Consider the following 13,773-nt stretch of genomic DNA (forward strand, 5'->3'; position numbering starts at 1 on the left):
GCGGGGAGGAACGAGCGGTTCGAGCGGCCAGACCCCCACCCACGGGGATACGGTTCAGGTATGACGACCATCGCACCCGACTCCCAGTTCCTCACCCTGCTGCGCGAGCAGGTCGGCCACGAGCTCGACGCGCACCAGCAGTACATCGCCATCGCCGTGTGGTTCGACAGCGAGGACCTTCCCCAGCTCGCCGCGCACTTCTACCGCCAGGCGGTCGAGGAGCGCAACCACGCGATGATGATCGTCCAGTACATGCTCGACCGGGACCTGCCCGTGAGGATCCCCAGCGGGGGCCCGGTCCGCAACGACTTCTCGACGGTCGTCGAGCCCCTCCAGCTCGCGCTCGACCAGGAGCGCCAGGTCACCGCGCAGATCGAGGCGATCTTCCGTGCCGCGCGCACCGAGGGCGACGTCGTGGGTGAGCAGTTCCTCCTGTGGTTCCTCAAGGAGCAGGTCGAGGAGGTCGCCTCCGCGAACACCCTCCTGACGATCGCTCGGCGTGCGGGCGACAACCTCTTCGACATCGAGAACTACCTCGCGCGCGAGGTCGTCGGCGACAGCGGGGTCCACACAGACGCCCCGCCCGCCGCCGGCGGCGCGATCTGACCGGACCGTCACGCGCACCTCACCTCACCTCACCGCACAAGGAGAACCACATGCTCATCCGCCCCATCGCCCGTTCCCTGCTGTCCGCGTCCTTCATCCAGGAAGGGCTCGACGCCGTGCGTCACCCCGACCGCCACGTCGCTGCCGCGCGGGTCCCGGCCGACCGCATCGCCGGGCTCGTCGGGCCCGGCGTGCCGCTCACCGACCGCCAGCTGACCACGGCCGTGCGGACGCACGGTGCGCTCACCCTCGCCGCTGGTGCGGCTCTCGCCCTCGGCAAGGCACCACGGACGGCAGCGCTGCTCCTCGCGGTCCTCACGGTGCCGCTCGCGGTCGCCGACGAGCCGTTCAGCGGTGGCGACGACCGCCGCGAGCGCACGACGCTGTTCGCCCGTCGGCTCGGCGCGGTCGGTGCAGCCCTGCTCGCGGGCCTCGACCGCGAGGGACGGCCGGGGTTCGCGTGGCGCGTCGAGCACGCCCGCAAGAAGGTCAACCACTGACGTCCCTCCACGAGCCGGGCAGGCCGGTGCCCTAGCCTGTGAGCATGACCGCGCCTGCCCCGCTCACCTCCCCGCCCGACGCCGATCTGTGGCCCGCGCCGACGGTCGCCCCCGCGCCCGGCAGGCTCGATGCGCTCGTCGACGTCCCCGGGTCGAAGTCGCTCACGAACCGGTACCTCGTCCTCGCGGCGCTGGCCGACGGACCGGGCCGGCTGCGGGGCGCGCTCCGCAGCCGGGACACCGACCTCATGGTCGCTGCCCTGCGTGCCGTGGGTGTGGGCATCACTGAGGGCGCGGAGCCGGGCGAGTGGCGGATCGAGCCGGGCGCCCTCACCGGTGGGGCCTCCGTCGACTGCGGTCTCGCGGGGACGGTCATGCGCTTCTTCCCGGCGGTCGCCGCGCTCGCGGCCGGCAGTGTCGCGCTCGACGGTGACCCCGGCGCGCGGGTCCGCCCGATGGGGCCCGTCATCGACGGGTTGCGTGGGCTCGGCGTGCGCGTCGACGACGAGGGGCGGGGGCTGCTGCCGCTCGTCGTGCACGGGACCGGCCGCGTGCCGGGGGGACGGGTCAGCGTCGACGCGTCGGCGTCCAGCCAGTTCGTCTCGGGGCTGCTGCTCGCCGCCGCCCGGTTCGACAGCGGCCTCGTCCTCACCCACACCGGTGCGACCCTGCCGAGCGTGCCCCACATCGACATGACCGTCGACGTCCTGCGGGAAGCCGGCGTCGAGGTGGACACCTCGGAGCCGCTCACCTGGTCCGTGCGCCCGGGACCCATCCGCGCCAGGGACGTGCGGGTCGAGCCGGACCTGTCGAACGCCGGTCCCTTCCTCGCGGCTGCGCTCGTCGTCGGGGGCACCGTCCGGGTCCCGGGGTGGCCGACGAGCACCACGCAACCCGGCGCCATGATGCCGGACCTCCTCACCGCGATGGGTGCCAGCGCACGGCAGGACGGCGACGTGCTGTCCGTGACAGGCACCGGTGCGATCTCGGGGATCGACGTCGACCTCCACGAGGCGGGTGAGCTCGCACCCACGATCGCTGCGCTCGCCGCTCTCGCCGACTCCCCCAGCCGGCTGCGTGGGATCGCGCACCTGCGCGGCCACGAGACGGACCGGTTGGCCGCCCTGGCCACGGAGATCTCCCGGCTGGGCGGTCGCGCCGAGGAGACGAGCGACGGGCTGACGATCACGCCCGCACCCCTGCACGGGGGCCGGGTGCGCACGTACCACGACCACCGCATGGCGACTGCGGGCGCGATCCTCGGACTGCGCGTGCCGGGGGTCCTCGTCGAGAACGTCGGCACGACCGCCAAGACCCTGCCGGGGTTCACGCAGATGTGGGACGCGATGCTCGGCAGCGCCGCTGCTCCTGGGCCCCAGGTGGGTACAGACGGCGCTGCGACCGCGGGAACGGCGGGCTGACGGCCGTGGCAGGTCGCGCGAAGGACGAGTCGGACTTCCACCAGCGCCCGAGCAAGCGTGGCACACGGCCCCGCACGAAGACGCGTCCCGACCACGAGGACGCCGTCTCGGGTCTCGTCACGGGTGTCGATCGTGGCCGGTACACGCTCCTCGTCGACGAGGACGGCCCCGACGAGCACACGATCACCGCCATGAAGGCACGCGAGCTCACCCGCCAGCGCGTCGTGTGCGGGGACCGCGTGGACGTCGTCGGGGACACCTCGGGCGACGCCGGGACCCTCGCCCGCATCGTGCGGATCACCGAGCGCACCACCGTCCTGCGGCGCACGGCCGACGACACCGACCCGTTCGAACGCATCATCGTCGCCAACGCGGACCAGCTCGTCATCGTCACCGCGCTCGCCGACCCCGAGCCCCGCACCCGCATGATCGACCGGTGCGTCGTCGCCGCGTACGAGGCCGGGATGGACGTCCTGCTGTGCCTCACCAAGGCGGACCTCGCCTCGCCGGACGCCTTGCGGGCGCTCTACGAGCCGATCGGCGTCAGTGTCGTCACGACCCAGCAGGCGCCCGACGGGACGATCACGCCCCTCGAGACGGTCCGGGACGCGCTCGCCGGCCGGACCTCGGTGTTCGTGGGGCACTCGGGCGTGGGAAAGTCCACCCTCGTCAACGCGCTCGTACCCGGCGCACGCCGGTCGGTCGGCGTCGTCAACGACGTCACGGGACGCGGCCGCCAGACCTCGACCTCGGCCGTCGCGCTGCGCCTCCCCGAGCACGACGGGGAGCGCGGCTGGGTGATCGACACACCCGGTGTGCGCTCGTTCGGGCTCGCGCACGTCCAGATCGAGAACCTCCTCGCGGCGTTCGACGACCTCGACGAGGTCGCCGCCGCGTGCCCCCGCGGGTGCACGCACCTCGAAGGCTCCCCCGACTGCGCCCTCGACGACTGGGTCGCGGCCGTCGACGCCGCTCCCGAGCAGCAGTCGGCGCGGGCCGCACGCCTCGACTCGTTCCGCCGACTGCTCACCGCGCGTTCCTGACCGCCTCCGACGTGGAGCCCGGCCGCACCGATACGGTGAGTCCCATGAGCCCTCGATCGGTATACGACGACGACCTGCGACTCGCCCTCGTGCTGGCCGACCAGGTCGACTCCCTGACGATGTCCCGGTTCAAGGCCCTCGACCTGCACGTGGAGTCCAAGCCGGACGCGACGCCGGTGACCGACGCGGACCGCAGCGCGGAGGAGATCATCCGCGGGCAGCTCAGCCGCTCCCGGGGGCGGGACGCCATCGTCGGTGAGGAGTTCGGCACGACGGGCCACAGCTCCCGGCGCTGGATCATCGACCCCATCGACGGGACGAAGAACTTCGTCCGCGGCGTGCCGGTGTGGGCCACGCTCATCGCGCTGGCCGAGGGCGACGACGTCGTCGTCGGGGTGGTGAGCGCGCCGGCGCTCGGGCGACGCTGGTGGGCGGCGAAGGGAACCGGCGCCTGGACAGGGCGATCGCTCGCGCACGCGACCCGGCTGCGGGTCTCCGGGGTCAGGGAGCTCGCTGACGCGTCGGTGTCCTACTCCAGCCTGTCCGGCTGGGAGGAGCGGGGCATGCTCCCGGGCTTCCTCGACGTCTCGCGCCAGGCCTGGCGCACCCGCGCCTACGGTGACTTCTGGTCGTACATGCTCGTCGCCGAGGGGGCGGTCGACGTCGCGATGGAGCCGGAGCTCGCCCTGTACGACATGGCGGCGCTCGTGCCGATCGTCACCGAGGCCGGCGGACGCTTCAGCTCGCTCGCGGGCGTCGACGGGCCGCACGGCGGGGATGCGCTCGTCTCCAACGGCCTGCTGCACGACGAGGTGCGCGCCGTCCTGGGCGACCCCACTCCGTAGGGCGCGCCGCGTCCGCGGCTCACGCCCGAGGGATGCTGCCGAGCTCCGACGTGTCGTACCACAGCAGGTCCCGCTCGGTGAGGCGCTCCATCGCGGCCTCGTCCCCCGCCATGACCGCTTGGACGTCCGTCGCGGCCTCGGGCTCGTCGACGTGCGCGCACACGACGAGCACGTCGGCGACCGGCTCGCGGATCTCGACGGCGCTGAGCGGGACCTCGTCCTCCTCCGCGCCGGGGTCCTGCGCGGCGGGTCCCACGAGGGTGTCCGGCACGTCGACGGACAGCACGAGGCGCAGCCACGGGACCGACGGGTCGGCAGCGATGGCGAGGAGGGAGTCGTCTGCCGCGAACATCTGGGCGACGTACTCGACCTCCTCGAGGTCCTCGACGCCCTCCGCGGCGAGCGCCCGGACGAGGGCCGGCGTCGCGGCGTGGGCGCGACGGGGCTGCAGGTCGAGCCGTCCGCGGCGGAGGGCGTCGAGCTCGTCGAGCGTCGCGGGCAGGTAGAGGCGCATGGGCCTAGTCTGCCACCCGTCCGTCGCGGGCCGGGGCCGAGCGCACTGACCGCTGACCTAGCGCGCCACGCGTCGATCGCCAGCCGGTGAGCGCCCGGCCGGGGCCAACGCATCCGCGCCACCAGCCCCGTCGGCCGTCCCACCGGCGGCGGCGCGCACCCGGTCGGCGATCGCCTGCACCCCCTGCCGGACAGCGGAGCCCGGCGCGTGCTCGACGAGGGTGCGACCGGCGAGGACTGCGGCGTCGCACACCGCCTGGTCCTCCGGGACGAAGAGTGCGTCGTTGACGCTCGCATAGCGGTACAGCGCGTCCCGCACGAGCGCCGCCGGACGCGGACCGACCGCGGAGGCACGGAGCCTGTTGACGACGACCACCCGCTCGGTGAGATCTGCGACGCCGCAGTCCCGGAGGTCGTCGAGGGCGCGGACGAGGCGCTGGATGCCCACCGGACCCGCACTGCCGACCACGACGATCGTGTCCGCTGCCGACAGCGCAGCGAGGGTCGCGCCGTTGCGCTGCGGCGCGCGGGTGTCGTACGAGAGCATCTCGTCGCTCTCGATGCCGAAGCCGCAGTCGACGACGGTCCACCGGGCCAGTGACCGCGCAGCCTCCCAGAGCGCCTCGAGGGAGGCAGGGTGCACCTCCGGCCAGCGCGACGGGCGCGCGATGCCGGTGAGCACCCGCAGCCGCGGGGAGATCTCGGGGGCGAGGCGCGCGAGCACCGCGACATCGAGACCGCCCTGGGCCGCGGCGCGGCTGGCTACGGCGATCCCCGCGGACTCGTCGAGCATCCCGCTCATCTGAGCGAGGGATCCGGAGTAGGTGTCGGCATCGACGAGCAGGGTCCGGTCACCGGTCGCTGCCGCGGCGCCGCCGCCTCTGCGCATCCGTGCTCGGGGGCGCCCCGGGCCGGCCGCGAGCTCCGCGGCGAGGTTGAGGGCGACGGTTGATCGTCCAGGGGCTCCCGTCGGGCCCCACACGGCGACGACGCGGCCAGGGGTCTCGGTCGCAAGGTCCACCGTCCCGACCTGGTCCGCGTCGCGGACGGTGAACGACGGCCACGCGGTGTGCTCGAGGCCGTCCGCACCCGGTCGCGCGCCGTGGACCGCGCCCGTGGCTCCGGTCGTGGCAGGTCCGGCTGCAGCGAGCGCACGCACGGACTCCACGAGAGCGCTCTCGACGTCGGCAGCGACGAGAACAGCGTCGGCCCCGAGGGCCGCGAGCCGGCCCGGCGCAACGTCGTCCGCTCCGTCGACGAGCCCGATCACCCGGAGACCGTCGGCGCGCAGCGCCGAGACGACGGGCCGGTCGAGTCCATCGAGGTCGGCGGAGACGACCGCGATCACGCCCAGCCCGGACGCTGCGGCGGCGAGCAGCTCGGGGACGTCGGCGCACCGACGCGTGACGTCGAGCCCGGCTCCTGGGTGCGCGAGCACACTCACGACCGTGCCCTCGAGGGCACCGCGCACGCAGCACAGGACGGTCGTCGGGGGCCGGACGGCCGAGGGCGTCATCCGTCGATCCCGGGCACCGGCATGACCGAGACGGATCCGTCGGACGACAGCGCGGAGAGCACGTCGGGGAGGTCGCGGGTGGGCACAAGGACGTGGATCGTCCGGGCCCCGCCCGCGACGAGCGACCCACCCCGTTCCTCCCCGAGCTCAGCCACGACGAGCGCTTCGGCAAGGAGCGCAGGTTCGAGCCCGGCGCCCGTCGCGCGGTCCGCCGCCGGGACGAACCACAGGTCGACGAGCGCCCCGGTGACGACGCTCGAGGAGAGCGCGCCACCGACCGGGACCGCCACGGCGCGCATCTCGAGGTCCGCCTGCCTGCCCACGGCGGACCGCGCGAGCAGCTCCCGCTCTCCGACGGTCCGCAGCGCGACGAGGTCGGCGGGCACGTCCTGCGCGGCGGTGTAGTAGAGGTCCGTCTGGTCGCCCAGCCGCACGTCGACGACGACGAGGTCCTCCGGTCGGACGGGCTCGCCCGGCACGATCGTCGCGTCGACGGCGTACACGGCCACCGTCCGCGCAGCGTCGGACACGGCCCAGGACCCCAGCGCGACGGAACCCACGACGAGGAGGACGCCCACCCCGAGCCGGGGGTCTCGCCACCCGGGTCGTCGCAGGCGCGGTGCGACGGGCGCGGGGCGGTCGAGCAGGGCAGCGGCTCTCTCGGGCATGAACGAGATCCTGTCGTCAGGGAGCGGGCGCGACGCGCGGCAGGCGCCGGGCTGGGGCACATCCTGCCCGTTTTCCGCAGGTCGTGCACCTGCCTGTGGACACGCGGAACACCTGCGTGCGATCGTGCAAAACTGGGGGCATGGCTGCTCGATTCCTCACCCTTGCCGATGTCACGGAGGCACTCAACATCTCTGCGGCCCAGGCGTACGCGCTCGTGCGGAGCGGTGAGCTCCCCGCCATCCAGGTCGGCGGTCGCGGCCAGTGGCGCGTCGAGACCGTCGAGCTCGAGGCGTACATCCAGCGGATGTACGCCCAGACCCGAGCGAAGGTCGAAGCGAGCGGGTTCGACGAAGCCTGACGGGGCACCGCCCCACCGCAGGGCCTCGCGTCACCCCGTCGAGCTCACGCAGGTGATCGCGCTGAAGGCGATGACGTCCGCCTCGTCGACCGACGTCCGGACCCGGTCCTCCACGTGCGCGGGGGCGAGGTCGAGGTGATCGCGCCCCACCCGGTTGATCCGACCGAGGTACCTGCGCTCCGGCGTCCCCACCGAGACCACCCGCCGGTCGCGCGCGATCTCACGCAGCGCCCGGCCGAGCGTGACGTCCACGCTGCGCGACGTCGCCGCGTCGACGGGACGTGCTCGCGTTCCTAGCCCGCGCCACACCTCGCCCGCCGCGGTCGGCACGAGGACCTCCCGCCCGCCGGAGACGAGCAGCACCCAGTCCGCATGCACCTCACGGACCTGGCCGTGGATGTCCTGGCCCCCGCGCACGACCACCGACACCGGAGCGCCGAGCACGGCCCGGAGCCGGTCCCGGAGCGTGAGCGTCGCCCACTCCGCACGGGTGAGGTCGGCGACGACGGCGTCCCGCTCGGCGGCGTCGGCCGACTCGAGCTGGCCCGCAAGGTCCGCGAACAACGTCTCCCACCGCATGTCACCAGCGTCGCGTCCCGCACCGCTCGACCCCGAAGTCGTCCACAGGCTGGTACCGGGTGTAGACAGCACGACATGCATCCAGTTTGATCAACACATGCTCACCGCTATCAAACAGCATCAAACAGCACCGAACGCAGCACGACCGCTCGCGGTCGCCGCGCTCGGGACAGCGACGTGCCTCCTCCTGTGCGGCGCGCTCGCGACGCGGCTCACGACGGGGTGGGCAGCACGCGAGACCCTCCTCTCCGGACGCCCGAGCAGCGGGGCGCTCGGCCAGATCGTCGAGCTCCCTCTGCTGGCGTTCGGCGTCGCGATCGCCGCCTGGTGGGCACTGAGCCTGCTTCTCGCGACGGTGACACTTGCCGCTCGGGCGACCGGGGCACGAGCCACCCTCCTGCTGCGGTGCGTGAGCACCTTCGCACCGCGCGCCGTGCAGCGTCTGGCCGTCGCCGGGCTCGGCGCAGGACTCGTGCTGCTCGTCGCCCCGGCCCAGGCCGCCGAGCCCCCGCCGGACCTCGGATGGGTCACGACACCGTCGACAGCCCCAGCCGCGACAGACGCTGCCGCCGACCGCACCACGCCCCAGGAGCCCGGCGGCCCCGCGGGACCGACTCCGGTCGACACCGCCGTCGAGCCCGGGACCACTCCTGCCCTCGCGAACAGTGTGACCGTCGGCGCCGGGGACACGCTGTGGTCCATCGCCCGCGACCACCTCGCGGCCGGTGCCGGCGACGACCAGATCGCCGCCGCATGGCCCGCCTGGTACGCCGCGAACACCGCCACGATCGGCGACGATCCCGACGTCATCCAGGTCGGCCAGATGCTCGTCACCCCGCCCGTCCACCACTGACCGCTCGTGCCCATACCCACCACCCTGCGACCAGGAGCACCGATGACCACGACGACGATGCGCACGCCCAGCCCCACGAGCGCCGGCACGACCCTCCGACCGGAACCCGCCGCGCGGAGCGTCCGGGCTCCACGACGCACCGACTTCGCGGCGGCGAGCGTCAGCCGCGCGCCCCGCCGTCCGCGCGCGAACGGACCACGCGAGTTCAGCCACCGTGCCGGCGGCCCCCTGCAGCCGCGCGACATCGACGCGCCGCGCGCACCCGTGGACCTCGGTGACCCCACCGCCCTGTGCTGTGCCGTCGCGCACGCCGCGATGGAGTCGCTGCGGGGCGTGCGCCCCCTGGCTCAGCTCGCCCGGTCCGTCTCCCCCGAGGTGTTCGACGCCCTGCACGCTCGCGCCCAGGTGAGAGAACAGGCTCGTCGGGCGAGCGGCTCGGACGCACCCGCGCTGCAGAGCAGCTCACGCGTCCGCCGAGCACGCGTCGTCCGCCTCGCACCGGGCGTCGCCGAGGCCGCCGTGGTCGTCGACGACGTCGACCGGGTCCGCGCTGCGGCGCTGCGGGTCGAGGAGCACCGGGGACGGTGGCGCGTCGTCGTGCTCGAGATCGGCTGAGGCGTGCCGCGACGACCGCGCACGCCCGGGCGCTCGCCGAGGCTTCGAGACACGAGAAGGGCGCCCCCACGAGTGGGAGGCGCCCTTCTCGAACCCCGCGGTGCGCCGCGGGACCGTGCTACTGCTTCTTCGTCTGCTTCGCGGCCCGCCGACGTGCCTCACGGTTGCCGGCGTCGCCAGCGGGGGCCGGCGTGCCGTTCTCGCCGGTCGTCTCGGCGATGTCGCCGCCGACCGGGCCGACGGCGTCCTCGCTCGGTGCCGTGTAGCTCAGCGGGACCTTGCGGTCCGGACCGTCGAGGCCCTTAGCGACGAGCACCGGCTCCGCCTCGGTCTGCGCCTGCGCAGCACCTGCGGACCCGAGGGCCGCTCCCGTGGCGCTCGTGGCGGCCGCCGCAGCGCCCGCCGCGGAGACGACGTTCGCCGCCGGCTCGACCTTCACCTCGAGGTTGAACAGGTACGCGACCGACTCCTCCTTGATGGCCTCGGTCATCGCCTGGAACAGGAGGAACCCCTCGCGCTGGTACTCCACGAGCGGGTCACGCTGCGCCATGGCACGCAGACCGATGCCCTCCTTGAGGTAGTCCATCTCGTAGAGGTGCTCGCGCCACTTGCGGTCCAGCACCGAGAGCACCACGCGACGCTCGAGCTGACGCATGTTCTTCTCGCCGAGCTCGGCCTCGCGCGCCTCGTAGGCGTGCTTCGCGTCGGAGAGGACCTCCGTGAGGATGAGGTCGTGCGTGAGCCGCTCGACGCCGCCCGCCTGCTCGACGACCTCGTCGACCTCGATGGACACCGGGTAGACCGCGCGCAGCGCGGTCCACAGGGCCTCGAGGTCCCACTGGTCCGGGTTGCCGGCCGCCGTCGCGCCCTCGACGTACGCCGTGAGGACGTCCGTGATGAAGTGCTGGATCTGCTCGGCCATGTCCTCGCCGCTGAGCACCCGGCGGCGCTCGTCGTAGATGACGGACCGCTGACGGGACAGGACGTCGTCGTACTTGAGGACGTTCTTGCGGATCTCGAAGTTGCGGCTCTCCACCTGGCCCTGCGCGCTCGCGATCCCGCGCGTGACGATCTTCGACTCGAGCGGCATGTCGTCCGGGAACCCCGCACGCTGCATCATCGACTCGGCGAGGCCGGAACCGAACAGGCGCATGAGGTCGTCCTGCATCGACAGGTAGAACCGCGACTCCCCCGGGTCACCCTGACGGCCTGACCGACCACGCAGCTGGTTGTCGATGCGGCGCGACTCGTGCCGCTCGGTGCCCAGGACGTAGAGCCCTCCGAGCTCAGCGACCTCGTCGTGCTCGTCGGACACGGCCTTCTTCGCGGCCTCGAGGGCCTCGGGCCACGCGGCCTCGTACTCCTCGGGCGACTCGGTGGCGTCCAGGCCCCGGGCCGTGAGCGTCTCGATCGCCATGAACTCGGCGTTGCCGCCGAGCATGATGTCCGTCCCACGACCCGCCATGTTCGTCGCGACCGTGACCGCGCCCTTGCGCCCGGCCTGCGCGACGATCGCCGCCTCACGAGCGTGCTGCTTCGCGTTGAGCACCTCGTGCGGGACACCCTGCTTCTTGAGCTTCGCCGACAACAGCTCCGACTTCTCGACGCTCGTCGTCCCGACGAGGACCGGCTGGCCCTTCGCGTGGCGCTCGACGATGTCCTCGACGACGGCGTTGAACTTCCCGTCCTCGTTCTTGTAGACGAGGTCGGGCTGGTCGATGCGCTGCATCGTGCGGTTCGTCGGGATCGGCACGACACCCAGCGAATAGGTGCCCTGGAACTCCGCAGCCTCGGTCTCGGCCGTACCGGTCATGCCGGCGAGCTTGGAGTACAGACGGAAGTAGTTCTGCAGCGTGATCGTGGCGAGGGTCTGGTTCTCGGCCTTGATGGCCACACCCTCCTTGGCCTCGATCGCCTGGTGCATGCCCTCGTTGTAGCGGCGACCGGCGAGGATGCGCCCGGTGTGCTCGTCGACGATGAGGACCTCGCCCTTGATGACGACGTAGTCCTTGTCCCGCTTGAACAGCTCCTTCGCCTTGATGGCGTTGTTGAGGAACCCGATGAGCGGGGTGTTGAGGGACTCGTAGAGGTTGTCGATGCCGAGGTAGTCCTCGACCTTCGCGATGCCGGGCTCGAGGACGCCGACGGTGCGCTTCTTCTCGTCGACCTCGTAGTCCTCCTCGGCGACGAGGCGACGCGCCACGCGCGCGAACTCGCCGTACCACTTGTTGATGTCACCCGAGGCAGGACCGGAGATGATGAGCGGGGTCCGCGCCTCGTCGATGAGGATCGAGTCGACCTCGTCGACGATCGCGAAGTGGTGACCGCGCTGGACGAGGTCGTCGGTCGACCACGCCATGTTGTCGCGGAGGTAGTCGAAGCCGAACTCGTTGTTCGTGCCGTAGGTGATGTCCTTGGCGTACTGCTCCCGGCGCTCGGCCGGGGTCTGACCGGAGAGGATGCACCCCGTGCTCATGCCGAGGAACCGGAACACCCGGCCCATGAGCTCGCTCTGGTAGCGGGCGAGGTAGTCGTTGACCGTGACGACGTGGACGCCCTCGCCGGTGAGCGCGTTGAGGTAGGCCGGCAACGTCGCCACGAGGGTCTTGCCCTCACCGGTCTTCATCTCGGCGATGTTGCCGAGGTGGAGCGCGGCACCGCCCATGAGCTGGACGTCGAAGTGGCGCTGGCCGAGAGTGCGTCGCGCCGCCTCCCGGACGGTGGCGAACGCCTCGGGCAGGAGGTCGTCGAGGCTGGCGCCGTCCGCGAGCCGCTCCTTGAAGCGTTCGGTCTCCTCACGCAGCTCGATGTCGGTGAGCGCCTCGAAGCTCTCCTCCAGCGCGTTGACCTGCTTCGCCAGTCCGGACAACTTCTTGACAATCCGGCCCTCGCCGAAGCGCAGGACCTTCTCGAGGATCGCAGCCACGCAGTACTCCCGATTCGAGTGTTTCGTTCATCGACCGAACCCGAGTGGCTCAGACGGCGTACATCGACCCATCGTAGGCGAGGCGGGGTGCTCCACGTCACGCCCGTCCAGGGCAAGGCCCACCGGACCCGCGAGGTCGCCACGGCCACGCACGTCGATGCCGCCCAGCCCGAGCCATCCCGCCAGGACCGCGAGCTCCTGGGCGAGCAGTGCGGGGGTCAGCGGTGTCGCGAACTCCTCCCCGTACGCGGCGAGCACCTGCAGCACCCCCGCCGCACGGTCGGCCTTGAGGTCGACGCGCGCCGTGATGCGCTCCCCCTCGAGGAAGGGCAGGACGTAGTAGCCGAACCGGCGCTCGTGGGCCGGCACGTAGATCTCGATGCGGTAGTGCGTCCCGAAGAGCTCCGCGAGGCGGCGGCGCTCGAACACGAGGGGGTCGAACGGGCTGAGGAGGGTCGCTGCTCGAGCGGCCCGCGGCGTGCGCGCGTCGCGGTGCAGGAAGGTCTGACGGTCCCACCCACGCACCGCGACGGCCTCGATCACCCCGGCCTCGACGAGCTCGGCGAGGGCGGTGCGCGTCGCGGGCCCGCGCAGGCGGAAGTAGTCCGCGAAGCACCGCACCGTGCCGACCCCGTGGGCACGCGCACCGATCTCGAGCAGACCGCGCACGGCGTCCTCGTCGGACGGCTCGGGGGCGTCGAGGAGGGACGCCGGCAGGACGCGCTCGGCCAGGTCGTACCGGCGCTGGAACGCGGCGTCCCGCCCGGCCGAGGCGACCTCTCCGGTGAAGAAGAGGAGCTCGAGCGCGCGCTTGGCAACCGACCACCTCCACCCCCACGCCGTGCTGTCCCGCTCGTGGGAGGTCGTGAGGAGGCGCTCCACCTCGGACGCGGTGACGGGACCGAGGTCACGCACGATCGCGCGGACCTCGCGGACCTCTGCGCTGTGCGCGAGCTCCGTCCCGCTGATCGTCGCCCACGCCTGCGTCTGGTAGCGGCGGCGGCGCCAGACGAGGAGCGCGTACGTCTCGGGCGAGACGTACGAGGCCTCGTGGGCCCAGTACTCGACGAGCCGCCGAGGCGCGCTGCGCGTCGCCCGGTCGAGCAGACCGGTGTCGTACGGACCCAGCCGGGAGTACAGGGGCATGAGGTGAGCGCGTGCCAGGACGTTCACGGAGTCGATCTGCAGCACGCCGATGCGGTCGACCACCTGCTGCACGCCGCGCATCGTCACCCGGCCCGGGCGTCGGACCGTTGCCAGCCCCTGGGCCGCGAGCGCGGTGCGCCGCGCCTGCCCGGCCGTCAGGGTGCGTGAGGTCGGCACGGTGGT

At 72.7% G+C, this 13,773-nt stretch carries 14 protein-coding genes; 8 read left to right on the plus strand and 6 right to left on the minus strand.

Annotated features, from left to right (window positions below; genetic code table 11):
- Positions 1–60 precede the first annotated feature (60 nt).
- From AC54T1_RS12255 to hisN, 5 genes are read left to right on the plus strand one after another with little or no spacing between them, the layout of a single operon-like run.
- On the plus strand, positions 61–606 hold the full coding sequence (locus AC54T1_RS12255) for a ferritin (protein ID WP_484345985.1): 546 nt from the start codon (positions 61–63) through the stop codon (positions 604–606).
- A 50-nt stretch (positions 607–656) separates the two neighbouring features.
- The gene (locus AC54T1_RS12260; RefSeq protein ID WP_484345984.1) at positions 657–1,106 is read left to right on the plus strand and encodes a DoxX family membrane protein; all 450 of its coding nucleotides are present in this window, start codon (positions 657–659) and stop codon (positions 1,104–1,106) included.
- A 44-nt stretch (positions 1,107–1,150) separates the two neighbouring features.
- Positions 1,151–2,527, plus strand: a complete 1,377-nt coding sequence (aroA, locus tag AC54T1_RS12265; RefSeq protein ID WP_496912108.1) for a 3-phosphoshikimate 1-carboxyvinyltransferase — start codon at positions 1,151–1,153, stop codon at positions 2,525–2,527.
- A 5-nt stretch (positions 2,528–2,532) separates the two neighbouring features.
- On the plus strand, positions 2,533–3,570 hold the full coding sequence (rsgA, locus tag AC54T1_RS12270) for a ribosome small subunit-dependent GTPase A (protein ID WP_496912109.1): 1,038 nt from the start codon (positions 2,533–2,535) through the stop codon (positions 3,568–3,570).
- 44 nt (positions 3,571–3,614) lie between these two features.
- Positions 3,615–4,415, plus strand: a complete 801-nt coding sequence (gene hisN / locus AC54T1_RS12275; protein WP_484345981.1) for a histidinol-phosphatase — start codon at positions 3,615–3,617, stop codon at positions 4,413–4,415.
- 19 nt (positions 4,416–4,434) lie between these two features.
- On the opposite strand, the gene AC54T1_RS12280 is transcribed toward hisN, so the two are convergent.
- Genes AC54T1_RS12280 through AC54T1_RS12290 form a run of 3 tightly spaced genes read right to left on the minus strand, consistent with a single transcriptional unit; the run spans position 4,435 to position 7,112 of the window.
- Positions 4,435–4,929 (minus strand): DUF6912 family protein, encoded by a 495-nt coding sequence (locus tag AC54T1_RS12280; RefSeq protein ID WP_484345980.1) that lies wholly within the window; start codon positions 4,927–4,929, stop codon positions 4,435–4,437.
- A gap of 57 nt (positions 4,930–4,986) precedes the next feature.
- On the minus strand, positions 4,987–6,444 hold the full coding sequence (locus AC54T1_RS12285) for a CpaE/TadZ family protein (RefSeq protein ID WP_496912110.1): 1,458 nt from the start codon (positions 6,442–6,444) through the stop codon (positions 4,987–4,989).
- On the minus strand, positions 6,441–7,112 hold the full coding sequence (locus tag AC54T1_RS12290; RefSeq protein WP_496912111.1) for a hypothetical protein: 672 nt from the start codon (positions 7,110–7,112) through the stop codon (positions 6,441–6,443). Before AC54T1_RS12290 ends, AC54T1_RS12285 begins: the two co-directional genes overlap by 4 nt.
- A 140-nt stretch (positions 7,113–7,252) precedes the next feature.
- On the opposite strand from AC54T1_RS12290, the gene AC54T1_RS12295 reads away from it, so the two are divergent.
- Positions 7,253–7,471: a helix-turn-helix domain-containing protein gene (locus AC54T1_RS12295; protein ID WP_484345977.1), complete on the plus strand. Its 219-nt coding sequence runs from the start codon at positions 7,253–7,255 to the stop codon at positions 7,469–7,471.
- A 30-nt stretch (positions 7,472–7,501) separates the two neighbouring features.
- On the opposite strand, the gene AC54T1_RS12300 is transcribed toward AC54T1_RS12295, so the two are convergent.
- Positions 7,502–8,050, minus strand: coding sequence for a hypothetical protein (locus tag AC54T1_RS12300; RefSeq protein WP_484345976.1), 549 nt, complete (start codon positions 8,048–8,050; stop codon positions 7,502–7,504).
- 97 nt (positions 8,051–8,147) lie between these two features.
- Between AC54T1_RS12300 and AC54T1_RS12305 the strand changes: the two genes are divergently transcribed.
- Entirely contained in the window at positions 8,148–8,903 is a 756-nt protein-coding gene (locus tag AC54T1_RS12305; protein ID WP_496912112.1) for a LysM peptidoglycan-binding domain-containing protein, read from the plus strand.
- 42 nt (positions 8,904–8,945) lie between these two features.
- Positions 8,946–9,518 (plus strand): Rv3235 family protein, encoded by a 573-nt coding sequence (locus AC54T1_RS12310; protein ID WP_484345974.1) that lies wholly within the window; start codon positions 8,946–8,948, stop codon positions 9,516–9,518.
- 118 nt (positions 9,519–9,636) lie between these two features.
- On the opposite strand, the gene secA is transcribed toward AC54T1_RS12310, so the two are convergent.
- On the minus strand, positions 9,637–12,444 hold the full coding sequence (gene secA / locus AC54T1_RS12315; protein WP_484345973.1) for a preprotein translocase subunit SecA: 2,808 nt from the start codon (positions 12,442–12,444) through the stop codon (positions 9,637–9,639).
- Between the two features lie 27 nt (positions 12,445–12,471).
- Positions 12,472–13,767 (minus strand): winged helix-turn-helix domain-containing protein, encoded by a 1,296-nt coding sequence (locus AC54T1_RS12320; protein ID WP_496912113.1) that lies wholly within the window; start codon positions 13,765–13,767, stop codon positions 12,472–12,474.
- Positions 13,768–13,773: the final 6 nt, after the last annotated feature.

This window comes from Sanguibacter sp. Z41_6, assembly GCF_059621145.1.